At 64.7% G+C, this 24,620-nt stretch carries 22 protein-coding genes; 12 read left to right on the top strand and 10 right to left on the bottom strand.

The features are described from left to right. Nucleotides 1–97: 97 nt before the first annotated feature. The 6 genes from ABWW33_RS02190 to ABWW33_RS02165 all read right to left on the bottom strand — a co-directional run bounded on the left by ABWW33_RS02190 (nt 98) and on the right by ABWW33_RS02165 (nt 5,626). Complete coding sequence (locus ABWW33_RS02190) at nt 98–880, bottom strand: metal ABC transporter permease (protein ID WP_353398377.1); 783 nt, start codon at nt 878–880, stop codon at nt 98–100. Then, nucleotides 877–1,785: a metal ABC transporter substrate-binding protein gene (locus ABWW33_RS02185; RefSeq protein WP_353398374.1), complete on the bottom strand. Its 909-nt coding sequence runs from the start codon at nt 1,783–1,785 to the stop codon at nt 877–879. The genes ABWW33_RS02190 and ABWW33_RS02185 overlap by 4 nt, the downstream gene beginning before the upstream one ends. Nucleotides 1,786–1,795: 10 nt before the next feature. After that, nucleotides 1,796–3,259 (bottom strand): putative porin, encoded by a 1,464-nt coding sequence (locus tag ABWW33_RS02180; protein ID WP_353398371.1) that lies wholly within the window; start codon nt 3,257–3,259, stop codon nt 1,796–1,798. A gap of 74 nt (nt 3,260–3,333) precedes the next feature. Beyond that, nucleotides 3,334–3,690 carry a hypothetical protein gene (locus tag ABWW33_RS02175; protein WP_353398368.1) on the bottom strand — a complete coding sequence of 119 codons (357 nt, stop codon included), beginning with the start codon at nt 3,688–3,690 and terminating at the stop codon, nt 3,334–3,336. A 55-nt stretch (nt 3,691–3,745) separates the two neighbouring features. Continuing rightward, nucleotides 3,746–4,366, bottom strand: coding sequence for a 3'-5' exonuclease (locus ABWW33_RS02170; protein ID WP_353398365.1), 621 nt, complete (start codon nt 4,364–4,366; stop codon nt 3,746–3,748). Nucleotides 4,367–4,375: 9 nt separating this feature from the next. Further along, nucleotides 4,376–5,626: an Hsp70 family protein gene (locus ABWW33_RS02165; protein ID WP_176650579.1), complete on the bottom strand. Its 1,251-nt coding sequence runs from the start codon at nt 5,624–5,626 to the stop codon at nt 4,376–4,378. A 199-nt stretch (nt 5,627–5,825) separates the two neighbouring features. Between ABWW33_RS02165 and ABWW33_RS02160 the strand changes: the two genes are divergently transcribed. The 6 genes from ABWW33_RS02160 (at nt 5,826) to ABWW33_RS02135 (ending at nt 13,107) form a co-directional block, all read left to right on the top strand. Further along, entirely contained in the window at nt 5,826–6,944 is a 1,119-nt protein-coding gene (locus ABWW33_RS02160) for a LacI family DNA-binding transcriptional regulator (protein ID WP_176650578.1), read from the top strand. Continuing rightward, nucleotides 6,941–9,124 carry an ATP-dependent helicase gene (locus ABWW33_RS02155; protein WP_353398361.1) on the top strand — a complete coding sequence of 728 codons (2,184 nt, stop codon included), beginning with the start codon at nt 6,941–6,943 and terminating at the stop codon, nt 9,122–9,124. Before ABWW33_RS02160 ends, ABWW33_RS02155 begins: the two co-directional genes overlap by 4 nt. 116 nt (nt 9,125–9,240) lie before the next feature. Further along, a complete protein-coding gene (locus ABWW33_RS02150; RefSeq protein WP_353398359.1) occupies nt 9,241–9,768 on the top strand; it encodes an OmpA family protein in 528 nt (175 codons plus the stop codon). A gap of 60 nt (nt 9,769–9,828) precedes the next feature. Beyond that, on the top strand, nt 9,829–11,154 hold the full coding sequence (locus ABWW33_RS02145; protein WP_353398356.1) for a chloride channel protein: 1,326 nt from the start codon (nt 9,829–9,831) through the stop codon (nt 11,152–11,154). Nucleotides 11,155–11,216: 62 nt separating this feature from the next. After that, on the top strand, nt 11,217–12,656 hold the full coding sequence (locus ABWW33_RS02140) for a catalase (RefSeq protein ID WP_353398353.1): 1,440 nt from the start codon (nt 11,217–11,219) through the stop codon (nt 12,654–12,656). A 223-nt stretch (nt 12,657–12,879) separates the two neighbouring features. Then, the gene (locus ABWW33_RS02135; RefSeq protein WP_353398350.1) at nt 12,880–13,107 is read left to right on the top strand and encodes a hypothetical protein; all 228 of its coding nucleotides are present in this window, start codon (nt 12,880–12,882) and stop codon (nt 13,105–13,107) included. Nucleotides 13,108–13,121: 14 nt separating this feature from the next. On the opposite strand, the gene ABWW33_RS02130 is transcribed toward ABWW33_RS02135, so the two are convergent. Then, a complete protein-coding gene (locus ABWW33_RS02130) occupies nt 13,122–13,874 on the bottom strand; it encodes a Crp/Fnr family transcriptional regulator (RefSeq protein ID WP_176650572.1) in 753 nt (250 codons plus the stop codon). Nucleotides 13,875–14,175: 301 nt separating this feature from the next. On the opposite strand from ABWW33_RS02130, the gene ABWW33_RS02125 reads away from it, so the two are divergent. Beyond that, entirely contained in the window at nt 14,176–15,015 is an 840-nt protein-coding gene (locus tag ABWW33_RS02125) for a transposase (protein ID WP_353398347.1), read from the top strand. A 50-nt stretch (nt 15,016–15,065) separates the two neighbouring features. On the opposite strand, the gene ABWW33_RS02120 is transcribed toward ABWW33_RS02125, so the two are convergent. Then, nucleotides 15,066–17,138 (bottom strand): TonB-dependent receptor family protein, encoded by a 2,073-nt coding sequence (locus tag ABWW33_RS02120; protein ID WP_353398344.1) that lies wholly within the window; start codon nt 17,136–17,138, stop codon nt 15,066–15,068. A gap of 85 nt (nt 17,139–17,223) precedes the next feature. Here ABWW33_RS02120 and ABWW33_RS02115 point away from each other — a divergent pair, with 85 nt between their 5' ends. From ABWW33_RS02115 to hmpA, 3 genes are all read left to right on the top strand, one after another. Continuing rightward, nucleotides 17,224–17,580, top strand: a complete 357-nt coding sequence (locus ABWW33_RS02115) for a DUF2946 domain-containing protein (RefSeq protein WP_353398341.1) — start codon at nt 17,224–17,226, stop codon at nt 17,578–17,580. Nucleotides 17,581–17,660: 80 nt separating this feature from the next. Then, nucleotides 17,661–19,931, top strand: coding sequence for a TonB-dependent receptor (locus tag ABWW33_RS02110; protein ID WP_353398338.1), 2,271 nt, complete (start codon nt 17,661–17,663; stop codon nt 19,929–19,931). Nucleotides 19,932–20,032: 101 nt separating this feature from the next. Then, a complete protein-coding gene (gene hmpA / locus ABWW33_RS02105) occupies nt 20,033–21,214 on the top strand; it encodes an NO-inducible flavohemoprotein (protein WP_353399219.1) in 1,182 nt (393 codons plus the stop codon). Here hmpA and ABWW33_RS02100 read toward each other — a convergent pair. After that, the gene (locus ABWW33_RS02100) at nt 21,132–22,928 is read right to left on the bottom strand and encodes a putative bifunctional diguanylate cyclase/phosphodiesterase (RefSeq protein WP_353398335.1); all 1,797 of its coding nucleotides are present in this window, start codon (nt 22,926–22,928) and stop codon (nt 21,132–21,134) included. The genes hmpA and ABWW33_RS02100 overlap by 83 nt on opposite strands. Nucleotides 22,929–23,067: 139 nt before the next feature. Between ABWW33_RS02100 and ABWW33_RS02095 the strand changes: the two genes are divergently transcribed. Both ABWW33_RS02095 and ABWW33_RS02090 read left to right on the top strand, forming a co-directional pair. Beyond that, on the top strand, nt 23,068–23,778 hold the full coding sequence (locus tag ABWW33_RS02095; RefSeq protein ID WP_353398332.1) for a Crp/Fnr family transcriptional regulator: 711 nt from the start codon (nt 23,068–23,070) through the stop codon (nt 23,776–23,778). A gap of 2 nt (nt 23,779–23,780) precedes the next feature. Continuing rightward, entirely contained in the window at nt 23,781–24,410 is a 630-nt protein-coding gene (locus ABWW33_RS02090) for a Crp/Fnr family transcriptional regulator (RefSeq protein WP_353398330.1), read from the top strand. Here ABWW33_RS02090 and ABWW33_RS02085 read toward each other — a convergent pair. Continuing rightward, nucleotides 24,402–24,614, bottom strand: a complete 213-nt coding sequence (locus ABWW33_RS02085; protein WP_176650564.1) for a 2-hydroxymuconate tautomerase family protein — start codon at nt 24,612–24,614, stop codon at nt 24,402–24,404. The two genes, ABWW33_RS02090 and ABWW33_RS02085, sit on opposite strands and share 9 nt — an antisense overlap. Nucleotides 24,615–24,620: the final 6 nt, after the last annotated feature.

Genomic DNA, 24,620 nt, shown 5'->3' with positions numbered 1-24,620 from the left:
TAAAACGCACCCCGTTTCGTGGTTTGAGCGCGCTCAAATGCGTCATGATAAAATGTTATCGTTTTCAGTGATGACTCAGTGATGACTCAGTGACGACTCAGTGATGAATGCTGCGTTGCCGGCCATTGGGCTTCGGACCCGCCGCGTACACGCCAATCGCCAGCACCGTCAGGCACCAGACGATCAAGGCGCCCGATGGCAGATCGTACAGCGTCGACAGCACCAGGCCGCTGGCATAGCCGGCGGCGCCGATCAGGTAAGCCAGCACTAGTCGTTTCTTGCCGGAATAATGGCGCACCGCCAGGCCGGGCACGATCAAGCTGGTGAACACCAGATAGACGCCCACCAGTTGTACCGAAGCTGTGACAGCGAGCGCGAAGATCAGGTAAAAGCCGAGCCGGCTCAAACGGTCGCGCAAGAAATACAGCAGCGCGCAGATGACCACCGTGCCGATGGCCGGCACCAGCAGCTGATCGTAGCGCACCCACAGGATCTGGCCGGCCAGCAAGTCCTGCAAATGCTCGCCGCCGTGCGGATTATGCGCCACCAGCAGCAGGCCGGCGGTCGCGGCCAGGATGAACATCACGCCGATCTGCGCTTCCTGCACTTCCGGCCAGCGCTTCTCGGTCCAGGTCAGCAGCAAGGCGCCCAGCACCGCCGCCGCGGCCGCCGCGCCCTGCACCGCCCAGCCCTGCGGATCGAGCTCGGCCACGCCGGCGATGATCACGCCCAGCGCGGCGATCTGCGCGATCGCCAGGTCGATAAACACGATGCCGCGCTTGAGCACCTGCGCGCCCAGCGGCACGTGCGTGGTCAGCACCAGCAGGCCCGCCAGCAGCGCCGGCAGGATGATCATCAGGTCCAGTGTTTCAGCGTTCATTTATTCGCATCCAGCAAGCGTTGTACAGTCGAGTCGAACAGGCCGAACAAATCCTTGCTCTTGTCGTCGCCGCCCACGGAGAACGGCAGCACCACCGCCGGAATCTTGGCGTGCTCGGACAGCCACTGCGAAGCGCGGCCGTCCTGGTAGGCGGCGCGTATCACCATCTTGGCCGGCGCGCGCTGCAGCTGGTTGAGCAACTCCGACAGGTGCGCCGCGCTCGGCTCGACGCCCGGCTTGGGCTCCAGCGTGCCCACCTGGCGCAAGCCCAGCCAGCTCATCAGGTACTCCATGTTCTTGTGGTGCTCGACCACGGCCACGCCCTTCAGCGGCGCGGCCTGTTTTTCCCACTTCAGCATGGCGGCGTCCCAGCGCGCCGAGAAATCCTTCTGCCGCGCCTGGTAGTAGGCGGCGTTGGCGGGATCGAGCTCGGCCAGGCGCTTGGCCAGCGCCACCGCCACCAGCGCGATGTTGTGCGGGTTTTGCTGGATGTGCGGATTGCCGGCGGCGTGGACGTCGCCCTCGCTGCGGTCGACCTTGCTCGGCACGTCGAGGCGCTGCACGAACGCGCCGGCCTCGAAGTTGCCCGGCTGGCCGGCGGCGATCTTGCTGTTGCCCGACTGCTGGACCAGCACCGGCAACCAGCCCACTTCCAGCTCCAGCCCGGTGCACACCAGCAGGTTGGCGTTGCGGGTGCGGGCGATCAGGCTCGGACGGGCCTCGACGCGGTGCGGATCCTGCAGCGCGTTGGTGGCGCTGGACACCTTGACCTTGTCGCCGCCCAGCTCATTGGTCAGCGCTTCCCATTCCGGCTCGCAGGCCAGCACGTTGAGGGCGGCGTGCGCCGACGTTGCCGCCACGCAGGCTGCGGCGGCCAACAGCAGTTGTTTGAGTGTGTGTTTCATTGCCTGCTCCTTAGAACGAGTGGGCAGCATGCGTGCCCAGGCTCATGATGTATTGAAGGAAAATCTGGTTGTCGGTGACGCCGGGACGCGACTTGTCGCGCGCCAGTTGCAGGCGCAGGCGCGAGAACTCGGACGGGCTGTAGTCGATCATGAAGCTGGTGCGCGACGGGTCGTACGCCTCCAGGACAGGCAGACTGGCCCAGCCCAGCACGCCGCTGTCGATCAGCCCGATGCGCTGCGAGCCGGACGACAGCCGGTCGTAACGCAGGCCGGCGCGCCAGGTCGGCATGAACTGATAGACGCTTTGCAGGTACCAGCCGGACTGCGTGCTGCGGTAGCTGCCGTTGGCGGCCTCGGCGGTGTCGACCGCGTAGTCCAGCGTGCCGGTTTCCTTGCGGCGGAAGTATTCGCCCTGCAGCTTGAAGTTGGTGTTGGTCGGATTGCCGTTCGGCGCCCATTTGTAGATGGCGTCGGCGATCCACATATTGGTCTTGCCGCTGAAGCTGTTGGTCAGGCCCTGGTCTTCATAGGCGCGCTGCTCGGCGCCGGTATGCAGATAGGACACGCCGGCGCGGTAGCTGGCCGCATCGCCGATGTCGTCGCCGATGTGGGCGAACACGCTGACGGCGCCGGCGCCGTTCTTGTTGCGGTCGTTGCCGGGGAAGCCGCTGCCGCTGCCGGCCTCGACGCCGATTTCCAGGAACTGGTCGATCGGCGCCAGCCACTTGGCTTGCACGCCGTCCGGCTTGTACTGGCCGCCGAGGAAGGCCTGGTAGGCCAGCGGCGCGTCGACGAAGTCCCAGGTGTGGGCGTGCTGGCTGTTCAGGTAGCCGATGGAGGACAGGAAGCGGCCGGCCTTGATGTTCAGGCCGTTTTCCATGGCGCGGGTCTGGACGAAGGCTTCTTCCACCGATACCTCGTTGTCGCCGCTCAGCGAGAAGGTCAGCTGGCCGGCGAATTGCGGATCGATGTTGGCGGCCATGGTCAGCTCGGATTCGCCCAGGCTGAAGCCGCGCTTGCCCGGACCGACCTCGCCGCCGCTGGGCGCGAAGCCTTGCAGACGGTACTGGGTAGTATCCTGTTTCAGGTTTTGCAACGTGCCGCCGAGGATCATCGAGATGTTCGGGTTGAACAGGTTGCTTGGCGCATTGGCGCCGCCGACGGCCGACGGCACTGCCGGCGTTTCAACGTAAGGCGCGGCGGCCACGGCATCGGCCGGCGGGGTCGTCGCCGGAGCGGCGGCCGAAGCGACGGCCGGCGCAGCCAGCTGCGCCTTGGCGGCTGCCGCATCCGATTGCGCCTGCTGCAGACGCTGCTCCAGCGCCTGCAGGCGGGCCTCGTAGGCGTCCTTCATCTGGCGGATCTCGGCGCGGATCTCGGCCAGTTCCTTTTGTTCTTTTTTATCGGCGGCATGCACTTGTGGTGCTGCCACGGCGGCGCTCAGGGCCGCCACGATTACGCTGTGCTTCAACATGTTGATTCCTGTAGAGAGATACGACGAACCGCCGCCTGCTCTGGATGCAGCGGCAACGGATCCAACGGACGCAATCAGGACAGGACGGGCGGAGCTCGGGACAGGAAGCCGCAAACGGTGCGCTGGCAATCCAGCGCCGCGGGCGTGGAGGCGATGGCGGCCGACGCATCGTTGTCGGCCAGCGGGAAGGAATAGAAACGGGTGTCGGCGGCGGAGCCGATCTGCGCGAACGCCAGGCATTGGGCGCAGCTGTGATCGAGGCCCAGCTTGGTGATGCCGCCGGTGTCGTCAGCCGCCTGGTCGCTTGCCTGGGCGGCAAGCTGCACCGAACCCGCCGCCGCATGCGACAGCGCGTGCGAGAACCCCATCTGCTGGGAAAACACCAGCAGAAGCGACAGCAGCACGTGGCAAAGGTTGCGGCGTATGTTCACAAAATACCAACAAACGGTTAATCGGTGCCGGTATTGTAATGCGAGTGACGCTTGGTCACCGCACTTTTTGTTTTTCCAGGAACTGGTGGACCTTGGCGGCCGCCAGCTTGTTGATCGACACCAACAAGGCCGGATCGACACCGGCGATGCCATAGGTGGCGCCGATATGTTTGCCGATATGAATCAGCACCTGCGCCGCCACTTCCGCGTCGGACTCGGCCCGGTGGGCCGCGCTGGCAAAGCGGATGCCCAGCTGTCCCGACAGATTGCCCAGCTTGTAGCTGGCCAGGTTGGGAAACACGCGGCGCGACAGTTTCAGCGAACACACCAGCGATTGATAGCCCGGCGTCAAGCCCAGCCGGGCCGCCTCGGCGCGCAGGAACTTGTCGTCGAAGCTGGCGTTGTGGGCGGACAGCGTGTCGCCGCCGATGAAGTCCAGCAGCTCCGGCACCACTTTCGATACCGGCGGCGCGCCGTCGACCATCGCCTGCGTGATGCCGGTCAGGCCGGTGATAAACGAAGGGATGCGCACATTGCAGTTGATCAGCGAGACATAGCGCTCCACCACCTTGCCGTCGACGATGCGCAGCGCCGCCACTTCGGTGATGCGGTCGCCCATGTCGGGCGACAGGCCGGTGGTTTCAAAGTCGAGCATGACGATGGACTGGTTCAGCATCTCGTCACCTCAGCCGAACTTGCGCACGGCGTCCAGCGCCAGGCCGGCGCCGATGCTGCCGAACAAATCGCCCTCGACCTTGCGCGCGGCCGGCACCAGCGCCGCGATGCGTTCGCGCAGCATGCGCACGCCGCTCGAGCCGCCGGTGAAGAATACGGTGTCGACATCGGCCGGCGCCACGCCTGCATCGCGCAGCAGGCTGAGCACGGTGTTCTCGACCGATCCGACCAGGTGGCCGATCGACTCGTCGAACGCGGCGCGGTCCAGCTCCAGCGTGACGGCCGGCGACAGACGGTCCAGCTCCAGCTGCACGCGGGCGGCGTCGGACAAGGCGATCTTGCCCTCCTCCACCTTCATCGCCAGCCAGTGGCCGGCGCGCTCGTCGATCAGCCTTTGCAGGCGGCCCAGCTTTTCCTGCTCGGCCGAATCGCGCAGCAGGTCGGACAGCTGGGTCCACATCTTCTTGGTGTAAGCCTGGTTGATCGTGTGCCAGGTCGCCAGGTTGAAGTAGTAGCTCGACGGCACCTCGCTGTTGTTGCGCAGGCGGCTGCCGTAGCCCAGCAGCGGCATCACCGACGACAGACTCAGGTATTTATCGAAGTCGGTGCCGCCGATGTGGACGCCGCCGTTGGCCAGGATGTCGTCGCGCCGCTCGGTTTTCTTCGCGCGCTCGGGCGATAGGCGCACCAGCGAAAAGTCCGAGGTGCCGCCGCCGATGTCGGCGATCAGCACCAGTTCCTCGCGGGCGATCTGCGACTCGTAGTCGAAGGCGGCGGCGATCGGTTCGAACTGGAAGGCGATGTCCTTGAAGCCGACCGAACGGGCCACCTCGGCCAGCGTGTCCTCGGCCAGCTGGTCGTTGTCGCTGCTGTCGTCGATGAAATGGACCGGACGGCCGAACACGGCCGACGTGAACTGGCGGCCGGCCGACTGTTCGGCGCGGTGCTTGAGCTCGCCGATGAACTGGGCCAGCAGCGCGCGGAACGGCAGCGCGCGGCCGCCGACCTCGGTCTGGCCGTCGATCAGGCTGGTGCCGAGCAAACTCTTCATCGAGCGCATCAGGCGTCCCTCGTAGCCGGCCAGGTATTCGGCCAGCGCCGCGCGGCCGAAGGTGACTTCCTCGTCCTCCGCGTTGAAGAACACGACCGACGGCAAGGTGGTCTTGCCATCCTCCAGCCCGAGCATCACGGGGTGGCCGGGACGCACCCAGCCCACGGTGGAATTTGACGTGCCAAAATCGACGCCGCAAGCTATGGCCATGTCAAATCCTTCAGATCGTAAAGGGGCGGTATCTTATCAGAAATTGCCGCGAAATCCCACCTTCGGGTAAAAATTGCATGGTGGCCACAACTAGCCGAATATTTCTTGAAAGAAAAACGATATTTGTTGCTATCGGACAAGTTTTTGATTATGCTCGACGGATTGAGACCTGCACAAGCAGCCACCCCGCATAAAAACAATGACCAAGACCAAGCCGACACTCGAAGTCAGCGCGACTGAACACAAAGCCACCATCGCCCGCGAAGCCCGCCGCGTCACCTCGTACGACGTGGCGCTGGTGGCCGGCGTATCGCAATCCGCGGTATCGCGCTGCTTCAAGCCGGGCGCCAGCGTCTCCAAGACCACCTACGCCCGCGTGATGAAGGCCGCCGCGCTGCTGGACTACATCCCCAACGCCGCCGCCCGCAGCCTGATCACGCGCCGCTCGAACATGGTGGCGGTGCTGATCACCAACCAGGCCAACCTGTACTACCCCGAACTGCTCGCCGAGCTGAGCCAGAACCTGACCACGCGCGGCAAGCGCGTGCTGCTGTTCACCTTGGAGCGCGAGAGCGACGTCGACCGCGTGCTGGCCGACGTCTGGCAATTCCAGGTCGACGGCGTCATCGCCGCCGCCCGCCTCAGCGGCGACCACATCGCCGAATTCGAGCGGCGCGGCATGCCGCTGGTGCTGTTCAACCGCACGCTGCGCGACGAAAGCGTCAACACCGTCACCTGCGACCACCTGGAAGCGGGCCGCATGCTGGTCTCGCGCCTGGCCGCCGCCGGCCACCGCCGCTTCGGCATCATCGCCGGCACCGAGGATTCCACCGTCGCCAGCGAGCGCCGCCGCGGCGCCTGCGAGCGGCTGGCCGAACTGGGCCTGCCGCCGCCGGTCGTGGTGCCGGGTGAATACGACTACAAGAGCGGCGCCGCCGGCCTCAAGGCCATCATCGAGCAGATGGGCGGCGTGCCCGACGCCATCATCTGCGGCAGCGACGTGATGGCCATCGGCTGCCTCGATTGCGCCCGCCACCAGCTGGGCATCGCCGTGCCGGAGCAGATGTCGGTGGCCGGCTTCGACGCGGTCGAGCCGTCGAACTGGCTCAGCTACAACCTGACCACGCTGCGCCAGCCGATGCAAAAGATGGCCGCCGCCGCCGCCAACCTGCTGTGCGCCGTCATCGACAGCCGGGAAACCGAGATCGAACGGCGCGTGTTCAGCGCCCAGTTCATCGAGGGGGCGACCGCGCGCCTGCAGCCGTTGCAGCCACCGGTGTCCGCCATCCCCGCGCCGCTCGCTATAATGTGCGGATGAGCGCTGTCCAAACCAATAATCCTCCCCGTTTCACCCCGCATGGCCTGATCCCCACCGCAGAGCAGACCGCGATCCAGCTGGCCCAGAACAAGGTGGTGCTGGTGGACGCCAACGCCGGCGCCGCCAAGACCACCACGCTGGCGCTGCGCATCGGCGAGGCGCTGGCGCGCAAGCTGGCGCCGGAACAGATCCTGGCGCTGACCTTCACGCCCGAGGCGCGCGACGTCATGCGCCAGCGACTGCTCGACGTCGGCGTGCCGGCGGCGCTGGCCGCGCGCGTGGCGGTGCAGACCTTCGAGGATTTCGCGGCCCAACAGCTGGACCGCATCGACGGCGACTCGCTGCGTCAGTGCGCCGAGGCGCGCCAACTGAAAGCCTACGCGCTGGAGGCGGTCGACCGCGTCGGCAAGCGCTACGCCGGCGGCCTCGACGGCCTGGAGCCGCAAACCCACAGCATCGCGCTGGCCCAGTTTCTCGACCTGCAGCTGCAATTGAAGGCGACGATGGCGCTGGCCACCGACGTGGAATTCATGGGGGTGGAGGAAGCGGCCGAGTTGCTGGGCGTGCCGCTGACCGACTACCTGACCACCATCGAATATGAAACGCTGCGGCTGGACGGTGGCGCCGGCGCGGTGTTCCGCGGCCCGTTCGACGCCACCTACGACCTGGCCTGCAACCTGGACGGCGGCGCGCGGCTGGCCGAGCACTTCCCCGACTACCGGCTGGTGCTGTGCGACGAGCTGCACGACCTGAACGAGGCCGCCTTCCGCATCCTCGACGCGCTGGTCGCCAGGCCGCAATGCTTCTTCGTCGGCGCCGGCGACAAGGACCAGGTGATCCACGCCAGGCTGGGCGCCAGCGAGCAGTACCTGAACCGCCGCTTCGCGCAGAGCTATCCGAAGCTGGTGCGCTATCCGCTCACCTACAGCTACCGCCACGGCCCGCACCTGGCCTACGCCATGGCCGAATTCAAGCAAAAGGCGGTGGAATCGAGCCTGCCGCTGCGCACCGAGATCCGCCAGGCCCACTACGACGACGCCGCCGGCTGCGCGCTGCAGGCCATCGCCGCGATCAAGCAGTGGAAGGCCGACGGCCATCCGCTGGACGGCTGCGCCATCCTGATACGCGACCGCCACCAGTCGATGGCCATCGAGAACGCGCTGATCGAAGCGGACATCGACTACCGCACGCCGGCCATGGCCGGCTACCTGCAGCGCGACGAGATGCTGTTCCTGCGCGGCCTGCTGGCGATCGCGCTGAAGGACTTCGCCGCCGTCAAGTCCGAACAGGTGCGCGGCGCGATCGTCGACGCCATGCTGGCCTTCAGCGAAATGCGCTTCACGGCGCGCCGCATCGACAACTTCAAGGCGCAAATCGTCAAGGATCCGGCGCTGCTGGGCGAGTTGTTCCTGATCGAGGACGAGCGCCGCGACGACGAGGAAACCAGCTACCGCGACGTCGCCAGCCAGGCCACCAAGCAGGCGGTGATCGCCACCATCGCCTGGCTGTCCACGGTCGACCAGGCCACGCCGGCGGCCGACGTGCTGCGCGAAGTGTGCGAGCGGGTCAAGCTGGTGGCGACGGCGCGGCGCATCTTTGTGCGTCCCTACGAAGCGGGCGTGGTCAACAAATCGGTGGCGGGACTGCTGGAATCGGCCGCCGCCTCGGGCCAGACGCTGCGCGAGTTCTGGGCCGCGATGAACGCCCGCGAAGCCTTCATCCGCCGCAAGCGCGAACGCAAGGCGGTGCTGATCGAATGCGTGGCCAACGCCAAGGGCAAGGAATTCGACCACGTGATCCTGCCCTTTTTGCAGGCCGACGAATTCCCGCACCCGACCCAGCCCAAGGCCGACGAGGAAAACCTGTTCTACGTCGGCGCCACCCGCGCCCGCGCGCGCCTGACCTTGCTCTCGCCCACCGACGCGGCGCTGCGCAGCGCCTTCATCGCCCAGATGCGGCTGCCGAAATCGGCCGCCGCCGCCGACGGCGCCGTGGCCCGCAACCAGTCGCAGAAAGCCGCCGCGCCCGCCGCCGCGCCGTCGCGCCACTACCTGAGCGCCACCTTCCACGAGAAGGACCAGGTCAAGGCGCTGGGCGCGCAATTCGACATCGCCCGCCGCGCCTGGTACGTCGAAGCGGGCAAGGATCTGGCGCCATTCGCTCCCTGGCTGAAAAAATAATGCATTGAGTCAATTCTTCTCAGGGAAACCCTTATATAATACCGCTCGCGGCTGGCTGTACAGCCTCATACCCATGCAGTTCCCTACAAAAACTGAAACCATTCGGGAGTTTTTCCATGAAAGCACAACAAAAAATCTTGCTGGCAGCCTGCGCACTGGCCGTCCTGAGCGCCTGCAGCACCCCAGCCCCTGTCGTTGCCCCGGCACCGGCACCTGCGCCGGTCGCTCCAGCACCAGTCGCTCCAGCTCCAGCACCAGTGGCCGCTCCGGTTGCCGTGGTTCTGCCAGCCTACCTGGACCCGAACAGCTCGATCTACAAGAACCGCAGCGTGTTCTTCGACTTCGACAAGTACACCGTCAAGCCGGAGTTCAGCGCGCTGGTCGCCGATCACGGCAAATTCCTGTCGGCCAATCCTAACGTGTCGATCAAGGTCGAAGGCAACACCGACGAACGCGGCGGCACCGAGTACAACCTGGCCCTGGGCCAGAAGCGCGCCCAAGCCGTCATCACCGCCCTGAAAGTACAAGGCGTGAAAGACAGCCAGATGGAAGCCGTCAGCTTCGGTAAAGAAAAAGCCACCGGCAGCGACGACGCAGCCCGCGCACAAAACCGCCGCGCAGACATCGTCTACCCAAGCAAGTAATCGCCCTTCAAAACGCCCGGCCCAAGCCGGGCGTTTTTACTTTCAGGTTCTGCAGCGCAGATGAAACACCCGCACAATATCCGTAGGGCCTTCCACAAAGAATTCAGCGACTGGCGCGTCTGGAGCTCGCGCGGCCTGGTGGTGGCGTTCGCCGCCGCCGCCGGCCTGACCGTGGTCGGCTTCACCTGGCTGGCCGAACAGGCATTCGATCTGTTCGAGGCCTTGTGCCGCCTGGCCTGGTGGGCTCCGCTGCTGTGGACGCCATTGTCGACAGCCGTCATCGTCTGGCTGACGCGCCGCTATGCCGCCGGCGCCGGCGGTTCCGGCATACCGCAAGTCATGGCCGGCCTGGAACCTTCTACACCGACCGAGCAACTCGGCCTGTTTGCCTCGTTGCGGCTGAGTGTCGCCAAGATCCTGTTGACCGCCGGCGGCTTCCTGGCCGGCCTGTCGATCGGCCGCGAAGGACCGTCGGTGCAGGTGGCGGCCGGCGTCATGCTCAGTGCGCGGCGCTGGCTGCCCGAGCGGACCACCGTCACCGCGCACGGCCTGCTGGTGGCCGGCGGCGCGGCAGGCATCGCCGCCGCCTTCAACACGCCGCTGGCCGGCGTCATGTTCGCCATCGAAGAACTCTCCCGCACACCGGAACAGCGCAGCAGCGGCCTGCTGATGGCCGCCATCGTGCTGGCCGGCCTGATGGCGGTCTCCGTCAACGGCAACGCCACCTACTTCGGCATCATCCACGCGGCCGGCATCGACCTGTCGCTATTGCTGCCGGGGTTGCTGGTGGCCCTGCTGAGCGGGTTGGCCGGCGGCCTGTTCTCGCGCCTGCTGATCGCCTCGCTCAGCGGCACCGCCACCGACCGCTTCAGCCGCTGGCGCGGCCGTTGGCCCATATGGTTCGCCGCCGGCTGCGGCCTGGCGGTGGCGGGCCTGGGCCTGCTGACCGGCGGCGCCGTCATCGGCAGCGGCTATGGCCATACGCACGACATGCTGGCCGGCCACGATCGCACGCCGGCGATGTTCTTTTCCTTCAAATTCATCGCCACCTGGCTGACCGCCTGGTCCGGCGTCCCGGCCGGCATCTTCGCGCCGTCGCTGGCCATCGGCGCCGCGCTGGGCAACGACGTCGCCCAGTTGCTGAATTATCCGCACGCGAGCGCGCTGATCGCGCTGGGCATGGTCGGTTTCCTGGCGGCGGCAACCCAGGCGCCGCTGACCTCCTTCATCATCGTCATGGAAATGGTGGACGGCCACGCCATGGTGCTTAGCCTGATGGCCTGCGCGATGGTGGCGCGCACCGTCTCCCATGTCCTCGGCCCGCCGTTGTACGCCAACCTGGCCCTGGTGCAGCTGCAACGATTGCCGGGCGCGCGCTCCCTCTAAAGAGAGCGGCGCCGCAAGCATAAGTTCGGTAAGCTGAAAGTTTCCATAACCTGGGAGCTTCCATGAAAAACCTCACCACCGCGGCCGGCGCGCCCGTCGTCGACAACCAGAACACCCAGACCGCCGGCCCGCACGGCCCGGTCCTGCTGCAGGACGTATGGCACCTGGAAAAGCTGGCCCACTTCGCGCGCGAGGTGATACCCGAGCGCCGCATGCACGCCAAGGGCTCCGGCGCCTTCGGCACCTTCACCGTCACCCACGACATCACCAAATACACGCGCGCCGCGCTGTTCTCCGAGGTCGGCAAGAAGACCGATATCTTCATGCGCTTCTCCACCGTGGCCGGCGAACGCGGCGCGGCCGACGCCGAACGCGATATCCGCGGCTTCGCCGTCAAGTTCTATACCGAGCAAGGCAACTGGGACGTGGTGGGCAACAACACGCCGGTGTTCTTCTTCCGCGATCCGCTCAAGTTCCCGGACCTGAACCACGTCGTCAAGCGCGACCCGAAAACCAATCTGCGCAGCGCGGAGAACAACTGGGACTTCTGGACGCTGCTGCCGGAAGCGCTGCACCAGATCACCATCGTCATGAGCGACCGCGGCATCCCGAAAGGCTACCGCCACATGCACGGCTTCGGCAGCCACACCTTCAGCTTCATCAGCCCGAACAACGAGCGTTTCTGGGTCAAGTTCCACTTCGTCTGCCAGCAGGGCATCGCCAACTTCAGCGACGCCGAGGCGACCGAGGTGGTGGGCCGCGACCGTGAAAGCTCGCAGCGCGACCTGTTCGACGCCATCGAAGCCAAGGACTTCCCGCGCTGGAAACTGGCGGTGCAGATCATGCCGGAAAACGAAGCCTCCAAGGTGCCCTACAACCCGTTCGACCTGACCAAGGTCTGGCCGCACAAGGACTACCCGCTGATCGACGTCGGCGTGCTGGAACTGAACCGCAATCCGGAAAATTATTTTGCGGAGGTCGAGCAATCGGCGTTCTCGCCGGCCAACGTGGTGCCGGGCGTGAGCTTCTCGCCGGACAAGATGCTGCAATCGCGCCTGTTCTCGTACGGCGACGCGGCGCGCTACCGGCTCGGCGTGAACCATCACGCGATCCCGGTCAACGCGCCGAAATGCCCGTTCCACAGCTACCACCGCGACGGCGCCATGCGCACCGACGGCAACCACGGCGCCGGCACCTCGTATGAGCCGAACAGCCGCGGCGAGTGGCTGCAGCAGCCGCAGTTCGCCGAACCGCCGCTGTCGCTGGAAGGCGCGGCCGCGCACTGGGACCACCGCGTCGACACCGACTACTATTCGCAGCCGGGCAATCTGTTCCGCCTGCTGACGGCGGAGAAGAAGCAGCTGCTGTTCGAGAACACGGCGCGCGCGATCCATGGCGTGTCGAAGCCGGTGCAGGAGCGCCATATCTTCAACTGCACCCAGGCCGATCCGGCCTACGGCGCCGGCGTGGCGGCCGCCATCGCCGCACTTGCGGGCAAATGAACAATATTATTGAAATGGAAATTATCGGCAAAGTGAGGCGGCTTGCCGCCTCATTTCCGCCGTGACAGACGCAACAGTTGATGCAAAAACACAACAATGGCCGCATTTTACGCGGCCATGCCTGACTTCTGATGCGCATGGGTGAACTGGCGCACATTCAAATGGCGGCGAGCCGGTCAAAATGGCATCGCATACTGCCCAACCTAGCCATTCCGTGACCGCCATGACTACTCTGATATCTGCCACCTACGCCCTGCAAAGACAGAAAATCGCCGTGGAGAGGACGCTGTATGCGCGTTCGGCGGAGGAATCCCAGTTGGCGGCCCGCTGGGCCAGCGCCTGGCATAAGCTGGTGCAGCGCAAGCTCGACCAGGCCGAGGCGATCCGTCCCATGCCACGCATGGACTACGCCGGCTTCAGCATCCAGCCGGCGTCCCGCGTCCTGCACTAACCCTGCATTGACCATCAAGCCGCGTATCGCATGGCCTTGCCGGCGGCGCCGTGTGCCGACTGGTAGCAGCTGCCGGCGCGGCATTCCATCATGTCGCGGTCCAGTACGGTGACGCAGCCGCGGCGATACTCGATCAAGCCTTCCTCAGCCAGTTTGCCGGCCGCGCCCGTGATGCTTTCACGGCGCACGCCGAGCATATTGGCGATCAATTCCTGCGTCACCTTCAGCTCGTTGGACTGGGAGCGGTCGAGGCGCTCCAGCAGCCAGCGGCACAGTTTCTGTTCGATGGTGGTATGGCGGCTGCCGGCGACGTTCTGGGCCAGCTGGGCGAACATGGCGCTGGTGTAGCGCATCAGCTGCTGGGCCAGGGGGCCGCCGCTGTAGAAGGCCGCGCGCAGCACGTCGGTGCGCAGGCGGTAGCCGTAGCCGGCGCACTGGACGACGGCCGAGTAGCTGGCGCGTTCGGTGGGATACAGCGCCACGCCGACCACACCCTCGCTGCCGACGACGGCGATCTCGGTGGTGGCGCCGTCTTCCATCACATACTGCAGCGAGACGATGGCGTTGGTGGGGAAGTAGGTGTATTCGACCTGGTCGCCGTAGTCGAACAAGTGCTTGCCCGCCGGCAAAGTCACCAATTCCAGGTCGGCAAACAACGCCAGCAAATCGTCGCGGGACAGCGCGCGCAGCAAGTCGTTCTGCTGGGCGCCGATCAGGCTGATGGACTGCGAAGGAGCTGCCTTGGTGCTGATATTAATGTTGTTCATTTTATGCCTCGATGTCTGGTTGATCCTTCGAATGATGTCGTGTGGATCGCATGTAGACACTATAGGCAGCGGCCCTGACTGCAGGTATAGGACCACCTTGCAGCCCTATGTAGGCTATGAACATTGCAAAATGTCATCTTTGTCCTACGCCCAAATCCGGGGTCAGATCTGACATTTGCAAATCCGGGGTCAGATCTGACATTTGGACACGAACTCGACTGTAATCGGGATCTGCTGAGCTAGTTGAGCAAAAGCTGAGGCTTCTCAATCTTTACTACCTCAGGTCGATTAGTGTCGCAGCATGGCACGCCCCCTCCGACTACAGTTTGCCGGCGCTCTTTACCATGTCACCGCACGTGGAGACCGTAAAGCGTCGATCTATCTCGACGACACCGACCGTCTCGTCTGGCTGCAGCATATTGGCGACGTATGTGAGCAGTTCAATTTTGTAGTCCATGGATACTGCCAGATGGGGAATCACTATCACATCCTGCTCGAAACCGCAGATGGCAATTTATCGCGCGGCATGCAGCAACTGAATGGCGTGTATTCGCAATACTTCAACCGCAGGCACAGTTTGGTTGGCCATGTTTTTCAGGGTCGATACAAAGCCATCCTGGTGCAAAAGGAAACCTACCTGCTGGAGTTGGCGCGATACATCGTTCTGAATCCAGTCCGCGCAAATTTGGTCGCAGCCCCGGAAGATTGGCCGTGGAGCAGTTACCGTCTGACGACAGGATCCACACCGCCGCCGACATGGCTGCAGACCGATTGGTTGCTGGCCAACTTCGACGCAAACCGAGCGGATGCCATCGTGAAGTACAAGAAGTTCGTATTGGAGGGCGGCGGCGCGGAGAGTCTACTCAAGCAGACATCAAACCAGCTCATACTTGGCGACGCGGATTTTGTTAGGCGGCTTCAGCCGTCACAGGACATCGCGACACTTGACTATATCTCCAGACAGCAACGCGGCAATCTTGCACAGCCACTGACCACCTATCAAAAGAACTATGCAGACCGCAACGAGGCCATGGCCCGCGCCTACGCCAGCACTGCATACACCATCACCGAGATAGCACGGCACTTCAACGTGTCGGTAAAAACGGCGAGTCGCGCGATCCGGGCGTGGAAAGGCTCTTAGTCAGGGCAGTACGGTAGAGTCCGTGTCCAAATGTCAGATCTGACCCCGGATTAATAGCTGGCGCGAAGTTGCAGGTAGGCCATGCGCGGGGCGCCGACCATGCGGCCGGCGTTGCCGTCGACGTTGCGGGTGTAGTAGCGCTTGTCGGCGATGTTGTTGATGCCGGCCATCAGTTCATAGCCAGGCTTGCCCGGCAGCTTCCAGCCCAGCTGGGCGTTCCATAGGCGGAATCCGGGGATCTGGCCCACGCTCGCGTTCGCCGCCTCGGCCACCGTGTTGGCGGTGTCGGAATATTGCTTGCTCTGGTGGGTGCTCGACAGGTTCGCCGTCCACGCGCCGACGCGGTAGCGCGCGCCCACCGTGTCCGTGTTGCGCGAGTAGAACGGCACGTCCAGGCCGGCCGTCGTCCCCGAATCCTGCACCGCTTTGGTGTACGTGTAGTTGGCGTAGACGTTCAGGCCCGCCAGCGCGCCCGCTTCGTCAAAGCCGTAGTCCACCGCCGTTTCGATGCCGTCGTGCTTGGTCGCGCCGATGTTGCGGAACACCGCCGGCGTCGTGCCCGGCACTTGCAGGATCTGGTTGTCGAATTTCAGCCTGAAGGCCGTGACCTCGGCGCTTAGCGTTGAAGTCTTCCAGCGCGCGCCCAGCTCGGCCGTCCTGGCCAGCTCCGGGATCAGCGGGTTGGCCGACGTCTGCGAATTGAGCTGGGTGTTCTGCACAGGTCCGAACGAGGTCGTGTAGTTGGCGAACACCGTCAGCGCCCGGTTCATCAGGTAGGCCACGTTCAGCGACGGCAAGGCCTTGTTGTTGTCGGTCGCGAAGACAGACCTGGCCGTCAAGTCGTTGCGCTCCGACTTGATGTGCTCGTATCGCAGCCCCGGCGTGATGCGCCAGGCGCCAACCGCGATGCGGTCGTCGACATACGCCGCATGCGCGTCGGTGCTGTTGAGGAAGGTCGACGTCGCGCCGTTCGCGCCGGTCGATACGGTCTGGATGTAGTTGTTGTCGTCGCCCCGCTCACGCAGGTAGCGGTAGCCGACCGTCACGTCGTGCGTCATGCCGGCGGCGGCGAAGCGCTGCGTGGCGCGCGGCTCGATGCCCAGCACTTCGTAGTTGCGCGGCTGCCAGGTCAGCTGCGTCCTGGCGGCGTTGATCAACGAGCTCTGGCGGAAACTCTCGTTATAGTAAGCCTTGATCTCCACTTCCTGCGTGGCCGACAAGGTGTTCAGGTAGCCGACGTCCATGCCGTTGCGGTTGCCGCTCCAGAAGTCGGTCGGGCGCGTGTTCTGGAAGGGATTGGCGTTGTACTCCTTCACCGTCAGCCCGCCCGGCGTGCGCGAATTCACCTCGAAGTAGGACAGCTTGCCGTACACCTCGCTGTGCGGATTGATCTGGTAGCGGAACTTGAGCGCGACGTCGTTGACCTTTTCATCGCTGGCCACGCGCCAGTCAGTGCCGTCCATGCCGGAATACAGCAGCGCCACGCCAAACCCGTTCTCCATTTGCGCGCCGGCAAACGCGCTGTACTGGCGGTTCTGCCCGCCGCCGCTGTACTCGTTGTAGCGCAGCGACGCATCGGTGACGACGCCCGGCGCGTCCGGAATCGAGCGGCTGCGGAAGTTGATGATGCCGCCGACGTTTTGCGGACCGTAGCGCACCGCGCCGCCGCCACGCACCACGTCGATCGATTCGATGTTGTTGAGGCTGACCGGCGCGAACGACAGCTGTGGCTGGCCGTACGGCGCCACCGCCAGCGGGATACCGTCCAGCAGCACCGTCGAACGCGGCGAATAGCGGCCGGTCAGGCCGCGCACGCCGATGTTGAGCGAGATCGAGCTGCCGGCGGTGCCGGAGTTGTCGGTCGACTGCACGCCCGGGATGCGGCGCATGACGTCGCCGATGTCGGCGGCGCCGGTGGCGTCGATGTCGTCCTTCTTCAACACGGTGCGCGCGCCGGCGAAATTCTTCACGCTGTTCTGCAAGCCGGAACCGAGCCAGCTGCCCGACACCTGGATCGACTCAATGGGCGCGTCGGCCTGCTGCGCGTGCAGCAACGGCGCCGCCAGCAAGGATACGGCGACGGCGATCAGGGTGCGTTGAAACGGCAGGGTATGCAAGGACATATGGGCAGGCCAGAGAGCTACGAGGTTCCAAATGATAACACTTCTCATTCGCAAATGTAAGGGCGGCCTGAGATATAATGCCGCCATGCTGAAAAGTCTGAAACGTCAAACGCTGCACATCTGGATCGCCATGCTGGCCGTCCTGTTCAGCGCCATTGCGCCGACGATTTCGCATGCGCTGACGCCATCGACGCCCTACGGCTATGCCGACATCTGCTCGGTCGACCCGGCCAAAAAAGCGCCGTCTCCGCCGATGCACGGCATGGAGCACTGTCCGTATTGCGCCACCCACGGCGGCTCACTGGCGCTGCTGCCGCCAACGGCGACCGGCCTGGCCGTCATCGCCGGCCATGACTTCTATCCGCCGCTGTTCTACAGCGCGCCGCAACCGCTGCACAACTGGACCGCCGCCCATCCGCGCGGCCCGCCCGCCATTTCCTGACCGTTAGCCGTACACAATCGCGCCGCCCGCCGACCATAGAGATCGCGCGCGGCCGCTGTCATCGAACCATCAGGAACACCATGAAACCGACCATGTCTTCACTGGCGCTGGCGCTGCTTGCCGCCTTCTCGTCCGCCGTCTGCGCGCAGGACGCACCGATCCACCAACTGGGCACCGTGACCATTTCCGGCAACCGCCCTACTTCGCTTCCAACCCAGATCCCGACCACCATCGAAGGCATCACCAAGGAAGAAGTCGAACGCACCATCAACGCCACCGACGCCGAAGACGCGCTGAAATACCTTCCCAGCCTGCTGGTGCGCAAGCGCTACATCGGCGACTACAACCACGCCGTGCTGTCCACCCGCGCCTCCGGCACCGGCAACAGCGCGCGCTCGATGGTGTACGCCGACGGCATCCTGCTGTCCAACTACCTCGGCAACGGCGCCACGTTCGCGCCCCGCTGGGGCATGGTCAGCCCGGAGCAGATCGAGCGCGTCGATGTGCTGTATGGCCCCTTCTCCGCCGCCTACGGCGGCAACTCGGTCGGCGCGGTGGTCGACTACGTCACCCGCATGCCGACCAAATTCGAAGCCCACGCCAAGCTGACGCTGACGCACCAGCCCTTCGACCTGTATCGCACCAGCGACAGCTACCAGGGCAAGCAAGGCAGCTTCTCGCTCGGCGACCGCCAAGGCGGCTGGTCGTGGTACGTGGACCTCAACCGCACCGACAGCGACGGCCAGCCGCTGACCTTCCCTACCCGTCTGCTCGGCGCCGGCACGCCGGGATCGACCGGCACGCCCGTCACCGGCGCCGTCGCCGGCCAAGACCGCGCCAACAAGGATTGGCTGATACTCGGCGCCGCCACGCAGTACCACACGGTGCAGGACCAGTTCAAGGCCAAGCTGGCCTACGACTTCTCGCCAAGGCTGCGCGCCAGCTACACCTTCGGCCTGTGGCGCAACGACTCCGAAGGCCGTCCATCCAGCTACCTGCGCGACGGCGGCGGCCTGGCCGTCTACGGCGGCACCGTCAACATCGGCGGCCGCAGCTACGCGCTGGGCGCGACAGACTTCAACCTGTCCAACGAAAACCTTCAGCACTTCATGCACGGCCTGACACTCAAGTCCAGCACCAGGGGCGTGTTCGACTGGGAGCTGGCCGCCAGCCTGTACGACTACGACAAGGACATCCTGCGCGCCGCCACCACCGCACTGCCGGCGGCGTCGGCCGGCGGCGCGGGACGCATCGTCAACCAGGGCGGCACCGGCTGGAACACCTTGTCGGCAAAGGGCGTATGGCGTCCGGACGCAGCACACGTGGCGGAATTCGGCTATCAGCGCGAAGCCTACAAACTGGCCAGCATCGAGAACGCCACCGGCGATTGGATCGCCGGCGCGCCCGGCGCGCGCAATGCCGCCTTCACCGGCAAGAGCGAGACCAACAGCCTGTACGCGCAGGACAGCTGGAAGTTCGCGCCGTCGTGGAAGACGGTGCTCGGCCTGCGCTACGAACACTGGCACGCCCATGACGGCGCCATCTCCAACGCCACCAGGACCGCGCCGTATCCGGAGCGCAGCGAGAACCATTTGTCGCCGAAAGCCGCACTGGCCTACCAGGCGAATGAGGACTGGGTGCTGAAAGCCTCGCTGGGCCGCGCGGTGCGCATGCCGACCGTGTCCGAGCTGTACCAGGGCGGCGTCAACGCAGCCGGCCAGACCACCAACAATGATCCGAACCTGAAGCCGGAAAAATCGTGGACCTCGGAACTGACGGCCGAACGCAAACTCGCCGCCGGCCTGCTGCGCCTGACCGCCTTCGGCGAGCGTACCAGCGACGCGCTGTACTCGCAGACCAACGTGCTGGTCACGCCCAACGTCAACAATATCCAGAACGTCGACCGCATCCGCACCAAGGGACTGGAGGCGGCCTACACGGCGGACGACGTCTGGCTGCGCGGCCTGGGCCTCAGTTCCAGCCTGACCTGGACCGATTCCAAAATCGTCCGCAATGACAAGTTCCCGGCCAGCGTGGGCAAATGGCAGCCGCGCATTCCCGAGTGGCGCGCCACCGGCGTGGCCAACTACGCGGCCACGGACAAGCTCTCCCTGACGCTGGCGGCGCGCTACAGCGGCAGCCAGTATTCGACGCTGGACAACACGGACGTCAACGGCTTCACCTACCAGGGCGCCAGCAAATACTTCACTACCGATGTCCGCGCGCGCTACCGCATCAGCCAGCAATGGAGCCTGGCGCTGGGGATCGATAACCTGAACAACTACAAATACTGGAACTTCCACCCGTATCCGCAACGGACCTACGTGGCGGAACTGAAGTTCGATCTCTAAGGCTGCTCCCGCAAGCGCATTGATTTTCATTGCGCTTGTTGTTGCGCATAAAGATTCATATGATATACTTGTTTATGTCGAAACCACACATGGACCATAAAATGCTCAGCACCGAACAAAAAGCCATCATCAGCGCCACCGTCCCCATCCTGGAACAAGGCGGCGAAGCCCTGACCCGACATTTCTACCTGACGCTGTTCCGCGACTTCCCACAGGTTCTACCCCTGTTCAACCAGGCCAACCAGCAGGACGGCAACCAGCAGCGCGCGCTGGCCAACGCGGTGCTGATGTACGCGAAGAATATCGACCGCCTGGAGCAACTCGGTCCGCTGGTATCGACCATCATCAACAAGCACGTCTCGCTGCGGATCCAGCGCGAGCACTATCCGATGGTCGGCGCCTCGCTGCTGAAGGCGATCCGCGAAGTGCTGGGCGCGGAGACGGCGACCGATGCGGTGATCGATGCCTGGGCTGCCGCCTACGGCCAACTGGCCGACATCCTGGCCGGTGCCGAGCAAAGCATCTACGAAGAGCAGGCTGCGGCGGAAGGCGGCTGGAGCGGCGCGCGCGAGTTCAAGATCGTATCGAAGACGGTGGAAAGCGACGAGATCACCTCCTTCGTCATGGAGCCGATCGACGGCGGCAAGGTGATGGCGCATCAGCCGGGCCAGTACATCGGCCTGCTGGCGACGGTCGACGGCGAGGAAGCGCGCCGCCAGTATTCGCTGTCCGCCGCCAGCAACGGCAGCAGCTATCGCATCAGCGTCAAGCGCGAACCAGGCGGCAAAGTGTCCAACTTCCTGCACGATCACGTGGGCGTCGGCGACAGCCTGCAGCTGTTCCCGCCGTCGGGCGAGTTCCTGCTGAACGCCAGCGACAAGCCGTTGGTGCTGATCAGCGGCGGCGTCGGCATCACGCCGACCCTGGCCATGCTGACGGCGGCGCTGGCCACCGGCCGCAAGATCCATTTCATCCACGCCGCGCGCCACGCCGGCGTGCACGCCTTCCGCGATCACATCGACGCGCTGGCGGCGGCGCACCCGCAACTGCAGCGTTTCTACTGCTACGAAGCGGCCAACGATGCCGGCCCGCAGCCGCACGCCACCGGCTACCTGAACCAGCAGCAGCTGGGTGCCTGGCTGCCGGAGACGCGCGACGTGGACGCCTACTTCCTCGGACCGACGCCATTCATGAAGGCCATCAAGTCGCACCTGCGGGACCTGGGCGTGCCGCCGTCGCAAACCTTCTACGAGTTCTTCGGCCCGGCCGAAGCGCTGGGCTGATGCAATCCGGCGCGGCCAACGCCTCCAGCTCGGATGCCGGTACCGGTCTGCCATACAAATAGCCCTGGTACCGCAGGCAGCCCATCTGCTCCAGCAGCTCGCGTTGCGCCGACGTCTCGACGCCCTCGGCGATCACATCCAGCTGCAGGCTGCGCGCCATCGCGATGATGGTGCGCACGATGGCCTGGTCGCTGGCGTCGCTGGCCAGGTCGCGCACGAACGACTGGTCTATCTTCAACTGGTTCAGCGGCAGGCGCTTCAGGTACTGCAGCGATGAATAGCCGGTGCCGAAATCGTCCAGTGCGAAGCGCACCCCCATCTCCTTCAGCCGCCGCATGGCGGTGATGGTGTGCTCTATTTTTTCCAGCAGCATGCCTTCGGTCAGCTCCAGTTTGAGCTTGCGCGGGTCGATGCCGCAGCGCTCGACCGCCGAACGCACGTCGTCGCAAAAACCCGGCTGATGGAATTGCAGCGCGCTGACATTGATCGCCAGGATCATGTGCTCCATCCCTGGAACCGACTGCCATGTCCGTAACTGGGCGCACGCCGTCTCCAGCACCCAATGCCCGACCGGCAGTATCAGGCCGGTCTCCTCGGCCAGCGGGATGAAGCTGGCCGGCGAAACCAGCGAGCCGTCCTCGCGCACCCAGCGTATCAAGGCCTCGGCGCCGAGGGGCATGCCCAGCTGATCGACCTGCACCTGGTAGTACAGCTTGAACTGGCCCAGGTCGATCGCGCGCCGCAGATCCGTTTCCAGCTGCGCCCGTGCGCTGACGCGGTCCTGCATCTGCTGGTCGAAGAAGCGCATCGCATTGCGGCCGGCCTGCTTGGCCTGGTACATGGCGATATCCGCCTGCTTCAGCAATTCGACCGGCGACGGCGGTTCGCGGTTGTGGAACAAGGTGACGCCGATACTGCATGTGCTGTGGATTTGATGTTCGCCCAGCGTGTACGGGAGGTTGAGCGAAGCCTGCACCTTGGCGCCCAAAGCTTCGGCTTCGCCCACCGCTTCCCGCGCATTGCCGCTCAAGCCTTCCGCCAGCACGACGAATTCGTCGCCGCCGAGCCGGGCCACGGTGTCCCCCTTGCGCAAACCTGCTTGCAAGCGATCCGCCGCCTGCTGCAGCAACTGGTCGCCGACGTTGTGGCCAAGCGTGTCGTTGAGCGCCTTGAAGTTGTCCAGGTCGATGAACATCAACGCGCCGTACTGGTCATGCAGCGCGCCGCCGGCCAGCATCTGGCGCAAGCGCTCCAGCAGCATGCGGCGGTTGGGCAGATGCGTCAACGGGTCATAAAATGCCAGGCTGCGGATTTCATCATTGGCGGCCTTGCTCAGCGTGATATCGGCCAGCGACGCGACGTAGTTGCAAACCGCGCCGGCGTCGTCGCGTACGGCTGCGATGCTCAGGTATTCAGGATACACCTCGCCGTTCTTGCGACGGTTCCATATCTCGCCCGCCCAGCGGCCATCGCGGGCGATCGCCGCCCACATGGCTTGGTAGAAGTCGGGCGCGTGGCGGCCGGAGTTCAACAGGCCCGGCGTCTTGCCGGCCACCTCGTCGGCATCGTAACCGGTGATGCGGGTGAACTCCTGGTTCACCTTCAAGATGCGGCCGTGCGCATCGGTCACCATCATCCCTTGCGACGCCTCGAAGGCCACGGCGGCGATGCGCAACTCTGCGCGCAGGGCATCATGTGCGGCGGTCTGGTTCATGGCTCAATTCCTAAATAGCATTACTTGTGATCAGTTGCCAAAGAGTACTGATATTCATCAAGAAAAAATTTGATCCACATCAAGGATTTTGCGCTTCGACACTTCTACCATGCAAGCAAATAACACCGGAGTGGACGACATGAACAAATCCAACGGAGGCAGCTCCTGCGCCAGTTGCGCGCACCATGGCTTGTGCCAGGGCATCGCGGATGGCGATCCGGCAGACAGCCCGCATATCCGCATCGACCGCCACGCCATTCTTTACCAGGCCGGCGATGCGGCCGGCGGCCACATTTACAATATCCGTTCGGGAAGCTTCAAGATCCTGCGCGCGGCGCCGCAATGCGCGCCGCAAATCGTCGGCTTCGCGGTGGCATCGGAATTCATCGGACTGGAAACGCTGGGACGGCGGCAGCACGCCAACACCGTCGTCGCGCTTGAAGATAGTGAAGTGTGCCGCATCCGCTGGAGCCGTCACGCGACGCTGCGCCCCAGCCTGCACAATCTGCTGAGCCGCGAGATCGGGCGCGAACAGCGCGCCACGCTGATGCTGCGCGATACCCGGGCCGAACAACGCATGGCCGACCTGCTGCTGTCGTTGTCGCAACGGCAGACAGGCAACGGCGGCGACGCAGTCCGGTTCCGCCTGCCGATGTCGCGCTGCGATATCGCCAGCTACCTGGGTGTGACGCCCGAATGCGTCAGCCGGCTGCTGCTGGATTTCAAACGGCGCGCGCTGCTGCAGCTGTGCCGCCGCGACGTCACGCTGCTCGATGCGCCCGCGCTGCACCGGCTGGCGGATGTCCGGGCACCGGGACATCCTCAGATCGAAGGGCGGGCAGCGGCATGATCATGGACATTGTGCACAACCAGCTTGGCAGGCCGCTGCAGCTGCAACGCGGCGCCCACCTGTTCCAGATGAACGACGCCACCCGCGATGAAATCTACTTCATCCGCATCGGCCATATCAAGCTGTACCAGCAGTGCCGCGACGGCGTCCGTCGCATCGTCGACTTCCTGCAGCCGGGCGACTGGGTCGGCATCGAAGCGCTGGGACAGCAGCAACGCCAGACATCGGCACTGGCGCTCACCGGCTGCCACATCGACGCCGTCCCCTATCACCAGCTGTCGGCGCTGATGCGGCAACAGCCGGGCGCCGCCGACCGCTTCAGCACCATGCTGAGCGCGGAGATCGACCACCAGCAATTGACCGCATCCATCCTGCGCAGCGCCAGCGCCAGCCAGCGCGTCGCATTGTTCCTGCTGCAGCGCGCAGGTCCCGCGCCGCTGCCGCCGAAACCGGAAGGCCATATTCCGCTGCCGATGTCGCGCGAGGAGATCAGCGATTATCTCGGCCTGACCGCCGCCACCGTCAGCCGCACGCTCAGCGCCATGCGCCGGCGTGGCTGGGTGGAGTTGCGCGAGCGCGGCTTCGTCATACTTCAACGGGCCGCGCTCGAACAGATGGCGGCATCACTCTGAGGCTTTGGCGCGCTTGCGGCGCGTGGTGATGTTCTCGCGGTTCAGGCCCCAGTTGTCGGTCTCCACCTCGTCGATGATGACGAAGGTGGTCGCCGGGTCCTTGTTCAGCACCTCGCTCAACAGGTCGGTGACGCCTTCGATCAGCTTCAGTTTCTGCGCCGACGTCACTCCCTCATTGGTCACACGGATATTCACGTAAGGCATGGCCGT

Origin of the sequence: Duganella hordei (genome assembly GCF_040369125.1) — a bacterium.
Lineage (GTDB): Bacteria > Pseudomonadota > Gammaproteobacteria > Burkholderiales > Burkholderiaceae_D > Rugamonas > Rugamonas hordei.
The sequence above is the reverse complement of the archived record's forward strand: the minus strand, read 5'-3'. Positions and strand labels throughout refer to the sequence as shown.

Coding starts and splice junctions, on each gene's coding strand:
- ABWW33_RS02110 (WP_353398338.1), top strand. CDS start 17,661: ATGAAACCGACCATGTCTTCACTGGCGCTGGCGCTGCTTGCCGCCTTC.
- ABWW33_RS02085 (WP_176650564.1), bottom strand. CDS start 24,614: ATGCCTTACGTGAATATCCGTGTGACCAATGAGGGAGTGACGTCGGCG.
- ABWW33_RS02135 (WP_353398350.1), top strand. CDS start 12,880: ATGACTACTCTGATATCTGCCACCTACGCCCTGCAAAGACAGAAAATC.
- ABWW33_RS02095 (WP_353398332.1), top strand. CDS start 23,068: ATGAACAAATCCAACGGAGGCAGCTCCTGCGCCAGTTGCGCGCACCAT.
- ABWW33_RS02190 (WP_353398377.1), bottom strand. CDS start 880: ATGAACGCTGAAACACTGGACCTGATGATCATCCTGCCGGCGCTGCTG.
- ABWW33_RS02160 (WP_176650578.1), top strand. CDS start 5,826: ATGACCAAGACCAAGCCGACACTCGAAGTCAGCGCGACTGAACACAAA.
- ABWW33_RS02140 (WP_353398353.1), top strand. CDS start 11,217: ATGAAAAACCTCACCACCGCGGCCGGCGCGCCCGTCGTCGACAACCAG.
- ABWW33_RS02170 (WP_353398365.1), bottom strand. CDS start 4,366: ATGCTGAACCAGTCCATCGTCATGCTCGACTTTGAAACCACCGGCCTG.
- ABWW33_RS02145 (WP_353398356.1), top strand. CDS start 9,829: ATGAAACACCCGCACAATATCCGTAGGGCCTTCCACAAAGAATTCAGC.
- ABWW33_RS02120 (WP_353398344.1), bottom strand. CDS start 17,138: ATGTCCTTGCATACCCTGCCGTTTCAACGCACCCTGATCGCCGTCGCC.
- ABWW33_RS02155 (WP_353398361.1), top strand. CDS start 6,941: ATGAGCGCTGTCCAAACCAATAATCCTCCCCGTTTCACCCCGCATGGC.
- ABWW33_RS02180 (WP_353398371.1), bottom strand. CDS start 3,259: ATGTTGAAGCACAGCGTAATCGTGGCGGCCCTGAGCGCCGCCGTGGCA.
- ABWW33_RS02115 (WP_353398341.1), top strand. CDS start 17,224: ATGCTGAAAAGTCTGAAACGTCAAACGCTGCACATCTGGATCGCCATG.
- ABWW33_RS02130 (WP_176650572.1), bottom strand. CDS start 13,874: ATGAACAACATTAATATCAGCACCAAGGCAGCTCCTTCGCAGTCCATC.
- ABWW33_RS02165 (WP_176650579.1), bottom strand. CDS start 5,626: ATGGCCATAGCTTGCGGCGTCGATTTTGGCACGTCAAATTCCACCGTG.
- ABWW33_RS02100 (WP_353398335.1), bottom strand. CDS start 22,928: ATGAACCAGACCGCCGCACATGATGCCCTGCGCGCAGAGTTGCGCATC.
- ABWW33_RS02090 (WP_353398330.1), top strand. CDS start 23,781: ATGGACATTGTGCACAACCAGCTTGGCAGGCCGCTGCAGCTGCAACGC.
- ABWW33_RS02185 (WP_353398374.1), bottom strand. CDS start 1,785: ATGAAACACACACTCAAACAACTGCTGTTGGCCGCCGCAGCCTGCGTG.
- ABWW33_RS02125 (WP_353398347.1), top strand. CDS start 14,176: ATGGCACGCCCCCTCCGACTACAGTTTGCCGGCGCTCTTTACCATGTC.
- ABWW33_RS02150 (WP_353398359.1), top strand. CDS start 9,241: ATGAAAGCACAACAAAAAATCTTGCTGGCAGCCTGCGCACTGGCCGTC.
- hmpA (WP_353399219.1), top strand. CDS start 20,033: ATGCTCAGCACCGAACAAAAAGCCATCATCAGCGCCACCGTCCCCATC.